The sequence below is a fragment of the Paracoccus sp. MA genome (genome assembly GCF_020990385.1).
GTDB lineage: Bacteria > Pseudomonadota > Alphaproteobacteria > Rhodobacterales > Rhodobacteraceae > Paracoccus.
Genome location: NZ_CP087599.1, coordinates 156,672 through 172,400 on the forward strand (window position 1 = coordinate 156,672; position 15,729 = coordinate 172,400).

The following is a 15,729-nucleotide window of genomic DNA, read 5'->3' on the forward strand; positions in this document are numbered from 1 at the left end:
CCGCAGCCAACCTGCCCAAGGCAGCGGATCGAGATCCGGGCTATCGGCGCGGCTCAATGACGAGCGCGCCCATTCCGGCCGCCCGGTCAAGGCTCATCCGGCTACGGGATGGCGCAAGCGGGGCCGTTCACCGGCCGCCGGACGGATGACCCGACCCGGCCGCCCTGCCCGCCCCGCCGCGCCTTCAGGGCGCGGGCGCGTCCCAGCTTTCCCGCGCCACGGCAACCGCCAGCTCGCGGCGGAACCGGCCGATGGCATATTCGGCAAAGCTTGACAGCTGCCGGTCCTTTTTCGTCACCACCCAGGCGGTGATGCCGGCGCTTTCGGCCAGCGGGCGGCGCACCACCCCGGGCATATAGACCTCGGCCACCGAGAATTCATCGATGATCGCCACCCCCAGCCGGTGGCGCACCAGGCTGACCACGGTCTGCGCGAAGCGGCCGCGCATGGAATAGCGCGGCTCGATCCCCGCGTCGCGGAACGGCTGGGCCAGGATCTCGCCATAGGGATCGGCGGGATCGACGCCGACAAAGGGCTCGCGCGCCAGATCATGCACCGAGATCGCCGGCTTTTCCGCCAGCGGATGCCCCTCGGGGACGATGGCGACCAGCCGGCCATGCGCCAGCGGCGCGCTCGACAGCGCCGAATTGTCGATGGCCGAGCTCATCAGCACGAATTCGCCGCGTTCCAGCAGCAGGTAGTCCGAGGTCTCCTCGATCTTCAGGATGTTCAGGTCGATGAACAGGTCGGGAAAGCGCGTGCGGATGCCGCGGATCGCCCGCGCCGCGATGAATTGCGCGATCGAGGGCGCCGAGGCGAAGGACAGCCGCACGTCCTCGCCCTTGCGCAATGATGCGACGGCGGTGTTCAGGTTCTCCATCTGGCGGTGGACCTGATGCACCATCTCGAAGATCGCCGCCGCCTCGGTCGAGGGCACGAACAGCCCCGCCTTGCGCTCGAACAGCCGGATGCCCAGCGATTCCTCGGTATGCTTGACCAGCCGGGAAATGCCGGGGGCCGAGACGTTCAACAGCTTGGCCGCGCCCTGGATGGTGCCGGCCATCATCACGGCGCGGATCACCTCGACCTGGCGGAGAGTCAGTTCCTTCATGCGCCGATCCTAGCCGGGAACGCGGCGGATTTCTTGCGGAAATTCGCCGCGCCGATGCGGTTCAGGCCCGGCCCGCCGCACGCAGGATCGCCATGGTCGCGGCATGGGCCATGGCGGCGCGGCCAAGCGCATCGACCTTGGCGGCCAAGGCGCGATGCGGCACCTCGACGCTGACGGTGACGCCCTCCGGGATCGCCCGCGCCAGACCGATCAGGTCGATGCCGCCCTGCCCCGGAAACAGCCGCTCGCCCCGCGCCACCCGGATCAGGCCCTCGTTGCTGGGGTCATAGGGCACGGCGCCGTCGCAGAACTGCACATAGTTCACCCGATGGCGCGGCAGCGCCGCGATCTGCGCCGGCGTGGTGGCCGAGCGGTCGTAATGCAGCGCATCGACCAGCACGCCGCCGTTCGGCCGGCCGGCCGCCTCGACGATCCGCAACGCGGCGGTCAGGTCGGGCACGGCGGTCCAGGGCATGAATTCCAGGTCCGCCGTCAGCCCGTGCAGCGCGGCCAGCGCGCAGAAGCGCGCGAAGCTGTCGGTCAGCCGGCCAAGGTCCGCGTCATCGCCGGCGACAAGCACGTGGCGCGCCTCCAGCGCCTCGCAGCGGGCGCAGAACCGGGCGAAAAGATCCCAGTCGTTTTCCGGCTTCAGGCGCACGATCTCGACATCGCCGACCCGGATGCCGGTATCGGCCAGCGCCGCGCGCACCTCGGCCAGCAGCCGGTCGTCGGTCAGCAGCGGATAGTCCGGCTCGGCCCCCGGCGCGGCGGGCAGGATGCGCAGCCCGACCATCTGGTAGCCGGTGGCGGCGGCGATGCGGACGGCCTCGGCGGGGCCGACCTCGAAAGTGGTCAGAAAGGCCAGCGAAAGCGGATGCGTCATCACAGCCTCACTTGAGCGGGGAGAAGCCGAGCGGCAGCGCGATCTGGCTGGTCATGTCGGGCGACAGCCAGTCCGGCCCGCCCTTGGGCGGCCATTTGCCGTCCGCGACCGATTTCGCCCGCGCCTCGCTGCGCGCGGCCAGGCTTTCATAGGGCCAGATCTGGGTCAGGCGCGGTTCGCCGTCCAGCCCGTACATGGCGACGGTCAGCTTCGAATAGGCCTCGCGCTCCGGCACCGCCGCGCGCCATTTCTCCATGGTGGGCAGGATGCCGTTCACCCTGGTCCTGTAGGTCCGGAACTCGTAGACCGGGCCGAAGCTGCCGGGCTGGACCGGCGGCAGGAAATCCAGCGCCCGATAGCTCTCCATCGACAACCGCACCAGCTCATCGGCGCAGCCGAAGGGGTTGTCCGAGCGCAGCGCGCGCTCGCGCTCCTCATGAAGCAGCGCGAGGCTGTCGAAGGCGCGCAGCACAAAGACCCGGTTCAGCGTGCCGATATCGGTGCCCCAGGCGCCGCACAGCCGGCCCTGCCCTTGCGCCGCCCAGGCCTCGATGCCCGGCGCGGCCTTGCCGGCGCCGAAGATCACCGTGTCGAGGGTGGCGAGTTCGTAATAGCTCATGGCGTTTCCTCCTGTGAAAGCCCGATCACGGGCAGGCCGGCCAGAACGCGGCCGGCGATATAGCCGAATGTCATGCCGGGCCCCAGCGTGATGCCGCCCGACGGGTAATGCCCGCCCATGACCGAGGCCATGTCGTTGCCCACGGCGTAAAGGCCGGGGATCGGCTGGCCGTCCCGGTCCAGCACCCGCGCCGCCGCATCGGTCCTGACCCCGGCAAAGGTGCCGAGCGAGCCGGGCACGATCCTGACCGCATAGAACGGTCCTTGCAGCAGCGGCCCCAGCGAGGGGTTCGGCCCCTGTTCCGCATCGCCCTGCACGCGGTTGTAGAGGCTTTCGCCGCGCTGGAAGTCGGGATCCTCGCCGCGTTGGGCATGGGCATTGAAGCGGGCCACGGTCTCGGCCAGCGCCACGCCGGGGATGGCGCAGGCGCGGGCCAGTTCCTCCAGCGTGCGGCCGCGCTTCAGATAGCCGCTGCGCAGCGCCGGCCCCAGGGGGAAGGGGAAGGGCTTGGACCAGCCCAGCCCCCAGCGGCGCTGCGACTTGTGATCGGCGATCAGCCAGCAATGCGGCGGCTTGCCCGGCGGCGTGGCGGCGATCAGCGCCCGCATGAAATCGTGATAGCTGTCGGCCTCGCTGACGAAGCGCCGGCCTTGCGGCGTCACGGCGATGATGCCGGGCTTGGCGCGCTCGACCAGATGCGGGAAATGCGCGGGCGGGCCGTCCCGGCGCGGCACCAGCGACACCGGCGCCAGCGCGACGTTCGAGGCCAGCTCGCCATCGACGGCAGCCCCCACCCCCTCGGCCAGCCGCAGCCCGTCGCCGGTATTGGCGCGCGGCGCGGCCGAGAAATGCCCCGCCCCGCCGCCTGCCCGCGGGGCCAACGCCTCCAGCCGCGCCGGATCATGCGGGAAGCCGCCGGTCGCCAGCACCACGCCGCGCGCCGCCTCGACCAGCAATTCGCCCTGCGGCGTCGAAAGCCGCGCGCCCGCGACGCGGCCGCCCTGCCGTTCCAGCGCCAAGACCGGCGCGCTGTCGAGCAGCACCACGCCCTTGTCCAGCGCCGAGCGCAGCAGCCGCGCCACCAGCGCATTGCCGTTGACCAGCTGCATGCCGCGCCGGTGCAGCGCCAGGTCGCGCAGATGCCGCGCGATTCGCCCCGCCGCATATAGCGCCGAGCGCGGGCTGCGGCTGGCGCGGAAGAAATGCCGCATGTCGGCGCCGCTGGCGATGCCCATGCCCCAAAGGCTCGCCACGTCCAGCGGCGGGCGCAGCTTGCCGATCCAGTCGCCCAGCTCGCGCCCGTCATAGGGCAGGGCCGTGACCGAACGCCCGCCTTTCGCGGCGCCCGGAGTCTCGTGGAAATCCGGGACCGCATTGCCGTCGATCCAGCGCAGCGCCGTATGGTCCTGAAAGAAGGCCACCATCTCGGGGCCGTTCTCCAGAAACGCCTCCAGCCGCGGGTCGCTGGCGCGGTGGCCGAGTTCGCTGCGCAGGTATTCGCGGGGCGTTTCCGGCGGCTCGTCGATGCCGGCGGCGCGGGCCAAGGGATTGCGCGGGATCCACAGCCAGCCCCCGGACCAGGCCGAGGTGCCGCCAAAGACCGGCGCCTTCTCGGCCAGCACCACGCGCAGGCCGAAATGCGCCGCCGTGACCGCCGCCGCCAGCCCCGAGGCCCCCGAGCCAATGACCAGCACATCGCAGGCCAGCCTGCGTTCGGATGAAACGTCCATTCACTCCTGCCCGTCAGGGGCGCGAGCCGGGAAAAAGCCTATGCGCTTTTCCGCCCGTCCTCGGCATCGGCGTCGATCGCCCTGACATTTGCCTGAAAATACTTGGTTCCCGCGGCGGCGGCGCCCAGTTCCCCGGCCGCGGCCTGAAGGCGCGGCGCCAGTTCCGCCATCCGCTCGGGCGTCATGCGCACCGCCGGACCGGCGATGGACAGGCAGCCCAGCACGGGCCCGTCGCCGTGATAGCGCACCGGCACCGCCATGGCTGCCATGCCGGCGATATAGCTGTCCACCGCCGTGGCATAGCCGCGCGCCCGCGCCTCGGCCAGCTGCTGCAGCAGCAGGGTGATGCTGGTCGGCGCGTTCGGCCCCATGCCCTCGGCCTGGCGCAGCAGGCCCTGCGCGCCGACGCGGGCCAGCGCCTCGTCGTCGCTCATGCTGGCCAGCCAGGCCTTGCCGCCGGCCGAGCTGGCAAGGTGCACGACCACGCCCTGCTCCTGCCCCGGGTCATAGCGCAAGCCGCGCGTCGCGCCCTGCGCCACCGCCACCCAGATCAGCCGCTCGCCGTCGATCACCGACAGCCGGATCAGCTCGCCGCTGTCGGCGGCCAGCTGGTCCAGCACCGGCTGGGCGACATCGGTGATGCCGGCGCGGCCCATGAAGCCCAGGCCCAGGGCCGGCAGCTTGATGGTCAGCGCGTAATCGCCGCCTGCCTGCAACTGCCGGACATAGCCCAGCCGCGCCAGTTCCTGCAGGGTGCGGTGCACGCCGCTAGCCGGCTGTTCGGTCACCGCCGCGATGGTGGTGACCGGCAGGCCCATCGGGTGATCGACCAGAAGTTCGACGATGGCGAGGGCTTTTTCCAGAACGCTGCTCATGATCCGCTTCCGCTGTTGAAGGCGGTTTCAGGTTCGCGGTTCAGCGCCGAAAGGTCAACCGCGACGCGTTGCCCCGTCTCGGCCGCCGCGCGGATGGCGTCCAGCACGATCAGGTTGGCGGTGGCGTCGCGGGCCGAGACGCGCGGCGTCCCGCCATGGCGCGCCAGATCGGCGAAATGCGCCAGCTGCGCCTCATAGGGATCGCCGTGGCTGACGGGCAGCGGCCGGGGTTGCAGTTCCTGCGTCCAGTCCGGCGCGCCGGGCGGTTGCCACAGCAGCAGGTCCGGCAGCGACAGCCCCGCCCGGCTGCCGGCATAATGATGCGCCGGGACGCGATGCGCCGGAAACCGCGCCATGTTCTCGCCCGCCGTCAGGTCCCAGGCCCAGGGCCCGACCGCCGCGTCCGAGATGCACAGCGTCGCCAGCCCGCCCCCCGCAAAGCGCAGGCAGACCGCCGCCGTGTCCTCGACCGGGAAGCCGCGGCGGGCATGGCTGGCGATGGCCTGCACCTCGGCGATCTCGCCGAAGAAATGCCGCAGCAGGTCGATCTCATGCACCAGGTTGATCAGCAGCGGCCCGCCCGCACCCTTGCTGCGCCGCCAGGGCGCCTGGAAATAATCGTCGGGCTTGGCCAGCGAACAGGTCACGGTCGCCATGACCAGATCGCCCAGCAGGCCGCCGCGGATCGCCTCATGCGCGGCGCGGATGATCGGATTGTGCCGGCGGTGATGGCCGACCAGCAGCGGCACCCCGGTCTCATCCGCCACCGCGATCAGCTGCCGCGCCGAATCGAGGCTTTCGGCCACCGGCTTTTCCAGCAGCACCGGGATGCCGGCGCGCAGCAACGCGGCCGAGACCGGCAGATGCGTTTCGTTCGGCGTCGCCACGATGGCGGCCTGCGCCAGCCCCGAATCGATCACCGCCGCCACGTCCGGCAGGCAGGGCACGCCCAGCGATTCGGCCAGCGCCCGGCCCGAGGGGGCGGGATCGACCAGCGCCGACAGCCGCAGCCCCGATAGGCGCGCCAGCGTGTCGATATGCGTGCGCCCGATGACTCCCGCACCAATGACGGCGACCGCGATCCGATCCATGGACATCCCTCCTTCCGACCTTCTTGGGCATCAAGCCAGAAGGAATATCGGAAGTCAATTTTATTATTGAATGATATTCCACTTTCTGCGATCTTCCGCTTCGAACCGGATGAGGCGCCGGAATCGCCCCCCGCGGCGCAGAGGCGCGAAAATCCAATGTTCCGCCCCTATCGTCCATTTCCTGACGGCGGGGCGCGTGATTGTTTCAAGGCGCGGCCAGCCCGGGGGCGCTGTCCGCAAGAGGGAAAGAGGAACCAGCATGGCCCAACCGCTGCGCATCGACGGAGAGACGGCATTCTTCCCGATCATCGGCCATCCGATCGGGCAGGTGAAATCGCCGGCATCGCTCAGCCAGATCATGGCGGATCGCGGCCATAACGGCATGGTGGTGCCGATCCACGTCCTGCCCGAGGACCTGCCCGGCTGGCTGGCGCAGGCCGCGGCGGTCCAGAACTGTCCGGGCATCGTGGTGACGGTGCCGCACAAGGCGCCCTGCCTGGCCTTCTGCAGCCGCGTTACCGCGCGGGCGCGGGCCGCGGGCGCGGTGAACATCATGCTGCGCCGGGACGAGGGCTGGATCGGCGACGCGACCGACGGGCAGGGCTACATGGACGGCATCGCCGCGCAGGGCTTCGACGTCGCCGGCAAGCCGGCGCTGCTGGTCGGGACCGGCGGCGCCGGCTCGGCCATCGCCTACGAGATCCTGGCGCGCGGCGCCTCGGAACTGGCGCTGCACGACATCGACGCGGCGCGGCGCGACGCGCTGATTGCGCGGCTGGACGCCGCCTTTCCCGGCCGGGTCCGCATCGGCGGCACCGATCCGCGCGGCTTTGCGCTGGTGGCGAATGCGACGCCGCTGGGCATGCGCGAAGGCGACCCGCTGCCGGTCGAGGCCGGGCTGCTGACCGCCGCGCAATTCGTCGCCGACGTGGTCACCCGCCCGGCCATCCCGCCGCTGATCGCCGCCGCGCGCGCCAGAGGCTGCGGCACGATGCCGGGCTCGGGCATGTTCGAGGCGCAGGCGGTGCTGCTGGCCGAACTGCTGATGGGGGTCAGGCAGATCGCGCTGGACTAAACGGCACAGGGGCGCTGCATAACCGCCCGATTATGTATCTTTGCGCGTTTTGCAATGTTCGCGTGGAACGCGACATGGCAGATTATGGAGAGGAAGAGGAGATCCCATGCAAAACAGGATCCGAACCAGGGAGGAAGGAAACGCAATGATCAGGACACTGACCGCCGCCGCCGCGCTGGTGCTGGCCGCCGTGCCGGCGCTGGCCGAGCTGAAGATCGGCTCGATCGTCGAGCTCTCGGGCCCCGGCGCCGCCGCCGGCACTAATTTCCGCGACGGCGTGCGGATGGGCTTCGAGGAGATCAACGCGGCCGGGGGCGTGCTGGGCGAACCGGTCGCCATCACCGAATATGACAGCCAGACCGACCCGCAGGTCAGCCGCGCCATGGTGCAGAAGGCCATCGACGACGGGGTGGTGGCGATCACCGGCACGGTGTTCTCGTCCTCGACGGTGGTGAACATGCTGGTGGCGAAACAGGCCGGCATCCCGCAATTCACCGGCTCCGAGGCGCCCTCGATCACCGGGATGGGCAACCCCTACATCTTCCGCACCGCCTTCGGCTCGCAGAAGGGCGTGCCCAAGATGGCCAAATACATGGCCGAGGAAATGGGGGTGAAGAAGGTCGCCGTGGTCTGGGCCAATACCGAATTCGGCAAGGGCGGGCACGAATCCTTCCTGAAGGAGGCCGAGGCCCATGGCTTCGAGATCGTCGCCGACCTGCCCACCGAACAGGCGCAGACCGATTTCTCGGCCGATGTCGTCAAGCTGAAGGGCATCCAGGCCGACGCCGCCTTCGTCTACCTGACCGAGGAGGAAAGCGCCCGCTTCCTGCGCGAGGCCCGCAAGCAGGGCGTGACCCTGCCGCTGGTGGGCGAGACGACGCTGATCGGCCACAAGGTCATCGAGCTGGCCGGCGACGCCGCCAACGGCGCCATGGGCCATGTCGGCCTGACCCCCGACGCCAATATCCCGGCGATGACCGAGATGGTCGAGAAGTTCAAGGCCAAGTTCAACTACACGCCCGACCACAACGCCATCAAGGGCTACACGGCCGCCTATACCCTCAAATGCGTGGCCGAGATGGTGGGCGAGGCGGACAGCCAGGCCATTGCCGACAAGATGCACGGCCTGACGCTGACGGTGGCCGAATGCCCCGGCGTGCTGATGGACGTCAGCTGGGACGAGACCGGCGAGATGTCGCGCGAAAGCTTCTTCGTCGAGGTCCAGGACGGCAAGCAGGTGGTCAAGGCCATCCTGCCGCCGAACTGATCGGCCCACACAGCGCGCGAGGCAGGCTGGCACCGGCATTCCGCCGGCCTGCCCCCGTATCCGTCAACCTGACGTGAGGCTCTCATGGCCGAGTTAATCCAGATCCTGATCTCCGGCCTTGCCGCCGGTTCCATCTACGCCCTTGCCGCGGTGGGTTTCACCCTGCTGTGGCAGGCATCGCAGACCATCAACTTCGCGCAGGGCGAATTCGTCATGCTGCCGGCCTTCTTCGTGCTGGTCGGCATGGGGGTGGGCCTGCCGATGTGGCCCGCCATCGGCTTTTCGCTGCTGCTGTCGCTTCTCATCCTGGGCGTCGCCTTCAAGAAGCTGGTGGTCGAACCGATGCTGCCGCATGGCACCCTGCCGCTGGTCATCGCCACCATCGCGCTTGGCCTGCTGATGAAGGAAAGCGTCAAGGAATTCTATGGCGCCACCGCCCAGCCCTTCCCGGCGATCTTCCCGCAGAAGGTCTATCACTTCGCCGGCGCCAGCGTCTCGGCGCAGGATATCGGCAACCTGATCGTCTCGATGCTGGCCATCGGCGGGTTGCAGCTGTTCTTGAACCGCACCCGCACCGGGCGCTGCATGCAGGCCAGCGCCCAGAACCCCGCCGTGGCCGAGATCCTGGGCGTCGATGTGAAGCGGATGGTGATGTATACCTTCCTGATCAACGCGGCGCTGGCCACCATCGCCTCGGTGCTGATCTCGCCGATCTACCTGGCCAAGTTCTCGAATGGCGAGACGCTGGGCCTGGTGGCCTTCATCGCCGCCATCGTCGGCGGCTTCAACCAGATCCGCGGCGCGCTGGTCGGCGGGCTGCTGATCGGCGTCATCGACAACCTCTCGGCGGTCTATGTCTCGGCCGAATACCGCTCGGCCATGCCGCTGATCCTGCTCATCGCCATCATCCTGCTGCGCCCGCAGGGGCTGCTTGGCACCAAGGAGGGACGCGCCGTATGACCCGCACCCGCATCATCCTGATCGCCCTGGGCATCGCGGCGCTGGTCGCCGCGCCCATCGGCCAGGGCAATTACATCATCTATACGCTGACCTCCTGGCTGCTGTTCTCGATCTCGGCCATGGGGCTGAACCTGACGCTGGGCTATGCCGGGCAGGTCAGCCTGGCGCAGGCGGGCTTCATGGGCATCGGCGCCTATGTCACCGCGCTCTTGACCCTGGCGGGCGTGCCCTGGATCGCGGCGGCGCTGATCTCGATCACCTCCTGCTTCGCGGTCGGACTGCTGCTTGGCTGGCCGGCGCTGCGCGTGCAGCACCATTTCCTGGCCTTCGTGACGCTGGCCTTCAACACGCTGCTGTTCCTGGTGCTGCGCAACGAGGAAGAGATCACCGGCGGTTCCTTCGGGCTGGTCGGCATGCCGCGGCCCTCGGTCCTTGGCATCGCGACCGACAGCAACCTGAATTTCTACTATTTCGCGCTGGCCTGCTTCCTGGTCTCGGCCTTCGTGATGTGGTGGATCCTGCGCTCGCCTTGGGGCCGGGCCTTCAAGGCGCTGCGCGAGAACCCGATCCGCGCCGAGAGCCTGGGGCTGAAGATCCGCCGCCAGACGCTTCTGGCCTTCGCCATCGGCTCGGCCTTCGGGGGGCTGGCCGGGGCGCTGCAATCGCCGCTGGTGCAGTTCATCGAGCCGGGCAGCTTCGCGCTGATCCATTCGCTGAAGCTGCTTCTGATGGTGGTGGTGGGCGGCGCGGGCTTCTTCTTCGGCCCGATGCTGGGCGCGGCGGTGGTGATCCTGCTGCCGGAACTCCTGCGCTTCACCGAGGGCTATTACCTCATCATCTATTCGGCGCTGGTGATCGTGCTGATGGTGTTCTCGCCCCAGGGGCTGATCGGGCTGGGCCAGAAGATCTGGAACCAGTTCCGCCCCCGGCACGAGACGCGCCGCGATATGAAGAAGGGATTCCAGCTATGACCGCCCCCGTCCTTTCCGTCCGCAACATCTCGAAGCAGTTCGGCGGCATCCGCGCCGTGAACGACGTCAGCTTCGACGTGCAGAAGGGCGAGATCCTGGGCCTGATCGGCCCGAACGGCTCGGGCAAGTCGACGCTGTTCAACTGCATCCTGGGCCAGTTGCGCCCCAGCGCCGGCCATTGCGAGATCAACGGCCGCTCGACCGACGGCGTGCGGCCGGCCGACCTGTCGCTGATGGGCGTCGGACGCACCTTCCAGCAGCTGTCGGTCTTTCCGCGCATGAAGGTGCTCGACAACGTCATCCTGGCCGGGCAGGAGCACGAGGGCTCGATGCTGAGCCGGCTTTTCGGCAAGTCCGACGCCGGCCTGACCGAAAAGGCCGAACAGCTGATCGAGTTCTTCAACCTGACCCCCTATCGCGACACCGAGGCGGGCTCGCTTTCCTACGGCCAGCAGAAGCTGGTCGATGCCGCGATGGCCTTCATGGCCGGGCCCGGCATCGTGCTGCTGGACGAGCCGGCGGGCGGGGTGAACCTGACCATGCTGGCGCATCTGAAAGAGCGGCTGATGACCTATAACCGCGAGCACGGCACCACCTTCGTGGTGATCGAGCACAACATGGAATTCGTCATGTCGCTTTGCACCCGCATCATCGTGCTGGCGCAGGGCGAGATCATCGCCGAAGGCTCGCCCGAGGAGATCCGGGCGAACCAGATGGTCATCGACGCCTATCTGGGGGGCTGACATGCTGGAACTCAAGGACGTCACCGGCGGCTATGGCCGCATCACCATCCTGAACGGCACCTCGTTCAGCATTCCCAAGGCCTCGATCACCACGGTGATCGGGCCGAACGGCGCCGGGAAATCCACCGTGTTCAAGGCGATCTTCGGGCTGCTGAACATCCATGCCGGCCAGATCCTGCTGGAGAGCGAGGACGTGACCCGCAAGCGCCCGGCCGAGATGATCGCCCGCGGCGTCACCTATGTGCCGCAGGGCCGCAACGTGGTGCCGCAGCTATCGGTGTTCCACAATCTGGAGCTGGGCGGCATCACCGCCCGCGACCAGTCCCGGGTCCGGCAGCGGATGGAGCAGGTCATGGACCAGTTTCCCATGCTGCGCGAGCGCCGCGACCAGAAGGCCATCGAGCTGTCGGGCGGCCAGCAGAAGCAGCTGGAGATCGCCCGCGCCCTGCTTCTGGACCCCAAGCTGATCCTGATCGACGAGCCCTCGATCGGGCTGTCGCCCAACCTGGTGCAGGAAGTGTTCCAGACCCTGATCCGGCTGCGCGACCAGGGGGTGACGGTGCTGATGGTGGAACAGAACGCCAAGGCGGCGCTGGCCATGTCGGATTACGGGCTGGTGCTGGAACTGGGCCAGACCCGGATGTTCGACAGGGCCGACGCGCTGCTTCGGGATCCGCGCGTCGGCCAGCTGTTCCTGGGCGGCCATATCGAGGACGCGGCCTAGGCGCCGCCCCGTCAGATGCTGCGCTCGCGGCGCAGCGTCTGGCAGGACCAGCGGGCGATGCGCCAGTCGGGATGCGTCTCGACCCACTGCGCCAGCGCAGGCTGCGCGCCATGCATGCAGACCAGGGGCGTGACCTCGGTATAGATCAGGCTGTGTTCCCGGCAATCGGCCGGGGCGCCGCCCATGCAGGCGATGAAGACCAGTTCGATCATGGCAAGCCCCCGTCGAATCGGAGATGGCTCATGCCCGATTGTCGCGCCTTTCCGGCCCCAGGGCCACCGGAGGGGGCCGGAAATCCGGCTTGGGGCAAGGCGCCTGCCCGTTCCTTGTGCAGCCCGTGCGCAAACCGGCGGGGCCGCGCTCAATCGGGGCGGCTCGCCTCGCCGAAATCGCCGAAGGCGGTCCAGCCGCCATCGACCGGCAGCACCGCCCCGGTGATGCCCGAGGCCGCGTCCGAGGCCAGGAAGGCCACCGCCGCCGCCACCTCGCGCGCCTCGATCAGCCGGCCCAGCGGCGTGCGGCGGCGGATGGCCGGCAGGTCGATCCGGCCCGCCTTGGCCAGCGTCCGGACCAGCGCGGTCTCGACGAAGGCCGGGGCGACGGCGTTCACGCGCAGCCCCTGCCCCGCCCATTCGCAGGCCATGGCCCGGGTCATCGCCACGATGCCGGCTTTGGCCGCGCCATAGGCATTGCGCCGCGGCAGGCCGGTCAGCCCGGCGATCGAGGACAGGTTCACCACCGCCCCGCGCCCGCGCGCCAGCATGCCGCGCGCCACCTGCCGCGTCATCAGGAAGGTCCCCGACAGATGCACGTCCAGCACCCGGCGAAAGGCGGTCAGATCCTGTTCCGGCGTCGGCAGGTGGCTGTCGCCGATGCCGGCATTGTTCACCAGGATGCCGAAGGGCGCGACGGCCGCCGCCGCCCGCGCCTGAACCTCGTCGGTGACGTCGCAGCGGATGCCGCGATGCCCCGCGCCCAGTTCCGCCGCCCGCAGCGCCGCCTTGTCGCCGTCGAGATCGGCGATCGTGACCCGGCAGCCCTGCGCCGCAAGCGCCTGCGCGATGGCCCAGCCAATACCCTCGGCCCCGCCGGTGACCAGCGCCTCGCTAGGCATAGCCCGGCCTCGGCACCAGCCCCATCAGGCTTTGCGACAAGCCGCCATCGACCACGATGTCCTGCCCGGTGACATAGGCCGCCCGGTCCGAGGCGAGATACAGCGCCGCATCCGCGATGTCCTGCGGCGAAGCGATGCGGCGCAAGGGCACCATGGCCTCGCGCCGGGCCCTGACCTCGGGATCGGCATAGAAGGCGGCGGACATCGGCGTCAGCACCAGCCCGGGGCTGACGCAGTTCGAGCGCAGGCCGCGCGGCCCCCATTCGGCGGCCAGCTGCCGCGACAGCATCGCCACCGCCGCCTTCGAGGCGGAATAGGCGCCGCTGGCCGGCTGCGGCTGGCTGGCGGCGATGCTGGCGACATGGACCAGCGCACCGCGCCCGCGTCGCAACATGCCGCGCCCGAAGGCCTGCGCTGCGGTCAGGTAGCCGGTCAGGTTCACCGCCAGCATGGCCGACCAATCCTCGGCGCTGACGCTGTCCAGCGCGCCGGGGCGCAGGATGGCGGCGCTGTTGACCAGCACCTCGGCGCCGCCCTCGGCCTCGACCCGCCCGGCAGCGGCCGCGACGCTGCCAGGATCGGCCAGATCGCAGGCCAGCGCCAAGGCGCCGCCGCCCAGCTGTTCGGCCAGCGGCCCGGAGCGGTCAAGGTCGCGGTCCAGCAGGATTGCCCGCGCCCCCTCGGCGGCAAAGTTCCGCGCCAGCGCCTGACCGATGCCGCCGCCGGCGCCGGTGATGACGACGGTCCTGCCTTCCAGTCCAAGCCAGCTCATGCTGCATCCTCCTTTGCGGCCGCGCGCCCGGCCAGATGGCGGCCGGTGATCCAGCCGAAGGTCATGGCCGGGCCCAGCGTGATGCCCGCGCCCGGATAGTTCCCGCCCATGATGCTGGCGCGGTCGTTGCCCACGGCATAGAGCCCCGCGATCGCCGCGCCCTGCCGGTCCAGCACCGCACCCTCGACCGTGGTCCTGAGCCCGTCGAAGGTGCCCAGATCCCCCATCTGCAGGCGCACGGCGTAGAACGGGCCGCGCTCGACCGGCGCCACGCAGGGGTTCGGCTTGTGCTCCGGATCGGCGAGATAGCGGTTGAAGCTGGTCTCGCCGCGGCGGAACTGCTCGTCCCGCCCCTCGCGCGCGCCGCGGTTATAGGCCGCGACCGTCGCCTGCAGCCCTGCCGGGTCGATGCCGCAGGCCCGCGCCAGACCGGCCAGCGTCCGGCCGCGCTTCAGATAGCCGCTGCGGGTCCAAAGCCATAGCGGCATCGGCGCCGGCTTGGCATGGCCAAGGCCGTATTTGCGGATCGCGCGATGGTCGCAGATCAGCCAGGCTGCCCCCTCTCCTGCGGCCATGGCCGCGCCGACATCGTGATAGCTGTCGCTTTCGTTGACAAAGCGCCGCCCGTCGGACCGCACCGCGATCATGCCGGGCTTGTAGCGGTCCAGCAGATGCGGAAACACGCCCTTGCCCGGCACCAGGCTGACCGGCATCCAGGCGGCGGGCTGCGGATATTCGGCGTCGAAAGCGCCGCCGACCGCCTCGCCCAGCCGGATGCCGTCGCCGGTATTGCCCGGGGGCACCGGCGAGTGATGCGCGCCCCCCGCCTTCAGATGGGCATAGATCCCGGCACGGCGGGCCAGATCCTGCGCATAGCCGCCGCAGGCCAGCACCACGCCGCGCGCGGCCATGATGCTGCGCGGCTGCGCGCCGCCGACCTGCGCGCCGGTGACGCGGCCGCCCTGCTTCAGCAGATGCAGCGCCGGGGTCTCGGTCAGGATGGGGATGCCGAGGTCGAAGCAGGTCTTGGCCAGCCGCGCCGCCAGGGCGTTGCCGCTGGTCACCTGCACGCCGCGGCCGTGGCGGGCGACCTCGGCCGCATGGGCGGCCAGCCGCTTCGCGACATAGGCAAACGAGGTCGGCGAGCGGGTGGCGTTGAAGAAATGCCGGATGTCCGCGTTCGAGGAATTGAACATCATCCCCATGAAGGTGATGGTCGCCAAGGGCGGCCGCAGGCGGCGCAGGTTTTCCCCCAGCGCGCTGCTGTCATAGGGCGCCGCCAGCACCGAGCGGCCGACATCCACCCCGCCCGGCACGGTCGGGTGATAATCGGGGTAAAGCGTGGGGATGAATTTCACCTCGGTCTCGGCCTCGAACCAGTCCAGCATCTTCGGTCCGGCCTCCAGGAAGGCCTCGACCGCCTCGGGCTGGTGGAAATTGCCGGTCTCGGCCCGCAGATAGGCCCGCGCCGCCGCGCGCGTGTCATCCGGGTTCAGCGCCCGGCCGTGGCGGTTGCCGGGGATCCACAGCACGCCGCCGGAAAAGGCGGTGGTGCCGCCGAAGACCGGCTCCTTCTCGATCACGATCACCGACAGCCCGTGCTTTCTGGCGGTGATCGCCGTGGCCAGCCCGCCGGCGCCCGAGCCGATCACCAGCACGTCGCAATGCTCCTGCGCGCCCATTGGCTCCCTCCCTTTCTCGCTGCCTTCCTGCTACTGCGGGGGGCATGGCGAACCAATGGACGCTGGCGCGCAATTCTTGCACTATTCGCAACCGACCGGGGGACGGAGGAAC

16 protein-coding genes are annotated in these 15,729 nt (G+C 69.6%); 6 read left to right on the top strand and 10 right to left on the bottom strand.

Features of this window, described 5'->3' with window-relative positions; all coding sequences use genetic code 11:
• Window positions 1–184: 184 nt before the first annotated feature.
• From LOS78_RS19715 to LOS78_RS19740, 6 genes are all read right to left on the bottom strand, one after another.
• The gene (locus tag LOS78_RS19715) at window positions 185–1,111 is read right to left on the bottom strand and encodes a LysR family transcriptional regulator (RefSeq protein WP_230378852.1); all 927 of its coding nucleotides are present in this window, start codon (window positions 1,109–1,111) and stop codon (window positions 185–187) included.
• Window positions 1,112–1,172: 61 nt separating this feature from the next.
• Window positions 1,173–1,994 carry a sugar phosphate isomerase/epimerase gene (locus tag LOS78_RS19720; protein WP_230378853.1) on the bottom strand — a complete coding sequence of 274 codons (822 nt, stop codon included), beginning with the start codon at window positions 1,992–1,994 and terminating at the stop codon, window positions 1,173–1,175.
• Window positions 1,995–2,001: 7 nt separating this feature from the next.
• Window positions 2,002–2,613, bottom strand: a complete 612-nt coding sequence (locus tag LOS78_RS19725; protein WP_230378854.1) for an NIPSNAP family protein — start codon at window positions 2,611–2,613, stop codon at window positions 2,002–2,004.
• Complete coding sequence (locus LOS78_RS19730; RefSeq protein ID WP_230378855.1) at window positions 2,610–4,343, bottom strand: FAD-dependent oxidoreductase; 1,734 nt, start codon at window positions 4,341–4,343, stop codon at window positions 2,610–2,612. Before LOS78_RS19730 ends, LOS78_RS19725 begins: the two co-directional genes overlap by 4 nt.
• Before the next feature lie 38 nt (window positions 4,344–4,381).
• Window positions 4,382–5,218, bottom strand: a complete 837-nt coding sequence (locus LOS78_RS19735; protein ID WP_028716561.1) for an IclR family transcriptional regulator — start codon at window positions 5,216–5,218, stop codon at window positions 4,382–4,384.
• The gene (locus LOS78_RS19740) at window positions 5,215–6,309 is read right to left on the bottom strand and encodes a Gfo/Idh/MocA family protein (protein ID WP_230378856.1); all 1,095 of its coding nucleotides are present in this window, start codon (window positions 6,307–6,309) and stop codon (window positions 5,215–5,217) included. Before LOS78_RS19740 ends, LOS78_RS19735 begins: the two co-directional genes overlap by 4 nt.
• Window positions 6,310–6,568: 259 nt before the next feature.
• Between LOS78_RS19740 and LOS78_RS19745 the strand changes: the two genes are divergently transcribed.
• The 6 genes from LOS78_RS19745 to LOS78_RS19770 all read left to right on the top strand — a co-directional run bounded on the left by LOS78_RS19745 (window position 6,569) and on the right by LOS78_RS19770 (window position 12,049).
• On the top strand, window positions 6,569–7,384 hold the full coding sequence (locus LOS78_RS19745) for a shikimate dehydrogenase (protein WP_230378857.1): 816 nt from the start codon (window positions 6,569–6,571) through the stop codon (window positions 7,382–7,384).
• A 145-nt stretch (window positions 7,385–7,529) separates the two neighbouring features.
• The gene (locus LOS78_RS19750) at window positions 7,530–8,651 is read left to right on the top strand and encodes an ABC transporter substrate-binding protein (protein WP_230378858.1); all 1,122 of its coding nucleotides are present in this window, start codon (window positions 7,530–7,532) and stop codon (window positions 8,649–8,651) included.
• A gap of 84 nt (window positions 8,652–8,735) precedes the next feature.
• Window positions 8,736–9,611, top strand: coding sequence for a branched-chain amino acid ABC transporter permease (locus tag LOS78_RS19755; protein ID WP_230378859.1), 876 nt, complete (start codon window positions 8,736–8,738; stop codon window positions 9,609–9,611).
• Window positions 9,608–10,582 carry a branched-chain amino acid ABC transporter permease gene (locus LOS78_RS19760; protein WP_230378860.1) on the top strand — a complete coding sequence of 325 codons (975 nt, stop codon included), beginning with the start codon at window positions 9,608–9,610 and terminating at the stop codon, window positions 10,580–10,582. Before LOS78_RS19755 ends, LOS78_RS19760 begins: the two co-directional genes overlap by 4 nt.
• Window positions 10,579–11,325, top strand: a complete 747-nt coding sequence (locus LOS78_RS19765) for an ABC transporter ATP-binding protein (RefSeq protein WP_230378861.1) — start codon at window positions 10,579–10,581, stop codon at window positions 11,323–11,325. The genes LOS78_RS19760 and LOS78_RS19765 overlap by 4 nt, the downstream gene beginning before the upstream one ends.
• 1 nt (window position 11,326) lies before the next feature.
• Window positions 11,327–12,049 (top strand): ABC transporter ATP-binding protein, encoded by a 723-nt coding sequence (locus LOS78_RS19770; protein ID WP_230378862.1) that lies wholly within the window; start codon window positions 11,327–11,329, stop codon window positions 12,047–12,049.
• 11 nt (window positions 12,050–12,060) lie between these two features.
• Here LOS78_RS19770 and LOS78_RS19775 read toward each other — a convergent pair whose 3' ends face one another.
• From LOS78_RS19775 to LOS78_RS19790, 4 genes are all read right to left on the bottom strand, one after another.
• Window positions 12,061–12,261, bottom strand: a complete 201-nt coding sequence (locus tag LOS78_RS19775) for a hypothetical protein (protein ID WP_024845239.1) — start codon at window positions 12,259–12,261, stop codon at window positions 12,061–12,063.
• 149 nt (window positions 12,262–12,410) lie between these two features.
• Window positions 12,411–13,163, bottom strand: a complete 753-nt coding sequence (locus LOS78_RS19780) for an SDR family NAD(P)-dependent oxidoreductase (protein WP_230378863.1) — start codon at window positions 13,161–13,163, stop codon at window positions 12,411–12,413.
• On the bottom strand, window positions 13,156–13,935 hold the full coding sequence (locus tag LOS78_RS19785; protein ID WP_028713069.1) for an SDR family NAD(P)-dependent oxidoreductase: 780 nt from the start codon (window positions 13,933–13,935) through the stop codon (window positions 13,156–13,158). Before LOS78_RS19785 ends, LOS78_RS19780 begins: the two co-directional genes overlap by 8 nt.
• Window positions 13,932–15,617, bottom strand: coding sequence for an FAD-dependent oxidoreductase (locus tag LOS78_RS19790; RefSeq protein ID WP_230378864.1), 1,686 nt, complete (start codon window positions 15,615–15,617; stop codon window positions 13,932–13,934). The genes LOS78_RS19785 and LOS78_RS19790 overlap by 4 nt, the downstream gene beginning before the upstream one ends.
• Between the last annotated feature and the right edge of the window lie 112 nt (window positions 15,618–15,729).

Bases quoted from the DNA above. Each gene is read 5' to 3' on its own strand.
- LOS78_RS19715 (WP_230378852.1), bottom strand. From the start codon at position 1,111: ATGAAGGAACTGACTCTCCGCCAGGTCGAGGTGATCCGCGCCGTGATG.
- LOS78_RS19720 (WP_230378853.1), bottom strand. From the start codon at position 1,994: ATGACGCATCCGCTTTCGCTGGCCTTTCTGACCACTTTCGAGGTCGGC.
- LOS78_RS19725 (WP_230378854.1), bottom strand. From the start codon at position 2,613: ATGAGCTATTACGAACTCGCCACCCTCGACACGGTGATCTTCGGCGCC.
- LOS78_RS19730 (WP_230378855.1), bottom strand. From the start codon at position 4,343: ATGGACGTTTCATCCGAACGCAGGCTGGCCTGCGATGTGCTGGTCATT.
- LOS78_RS19735 (WP_028716561.1), bottom strand. From the start codon at position 5,218: ATGAGCAGCGTTCTGGAAAAAGCCCTCGCCATCGTCGAACTTCTGGTC.
- LOS78_RS19740 (WP_230378856.1), bottom strand. From the start codon at position 6,309: ATGGATCGGATCGCGGTCGCCGTCATTGGTGCGGGAGTCATCGGGCGC.
- LOS78_RS19745 (WP_230378857.1), top strand. From the start codon at position 6,569: ATGGCCCAACCGCTGCGCATCGACGGAGAGACGGCATTCTTCCCGATC.
- LOS78_RS19750 (WP_230378858.1), top strand. From the start codon at position 7,530: ATGATCAGGACACTGACCGCCGCCGCCGCGCTGGTGCTGGCCGCCGTG.
- LOS78_RS19755 (WP_230378859.1), top strand. From the start codon at position 8,736: ATGGCCGAGTTAATCCAGATCCTGATCTCCGGCCTTGCCGCCGGTTCC.
- LOS78_RS19760 (WP_230378860.1), top strand. From the start codon at position 9,608: ATGACCCGCACCCGCATCATCCTGATCGCCCTGGGCATCGCGGCGCTG.
- LOS78_RS19765 (WP_230378861.1), top strand. From the start codon at position 10,579: ATGACCGCCCCCGTCCTTTCCGTCCGCAACATCTCGAAGCAGTTCGGC.
- LOS78_RS19770 (WP_230378862.1), top strand. From the start codon at position 11,327: ATGCTGGAACTCAAGGACGTCACCGGCGGCTATGGCCGCATCACCATC.
- LOS78_RS19775 (WP_024845239.1), bottom strand. From the start codon at position 12,261: ATGATCGAACTGGTCTTCATCGCCTGCATGGGCGGCGCCCCGGCCGAT.
- LOS78_RS19780 (WP_230378863.1), bottom strand. From the start codon at position 13,163: ATGCCTAGCGAGGCGCTGGTCACCGGCGGGGCCGAGGGTATTGGCTGG.
- LOS78_RS19785 (WP_028713069.1), bottom strand. From the start codon at position 13,935: ATGAGCTGGCTTGGACTGGAAGGCAGGACCGTCGTCATCACCGGCGCC.
- LOS78_RS19790 (WP_230378864.1), bottom strand. From the start codon at position 15,617: ATGGGCGCGCAGGAGCATTGCGACGTGCTGGTGATCGGCTCGGGCGCC.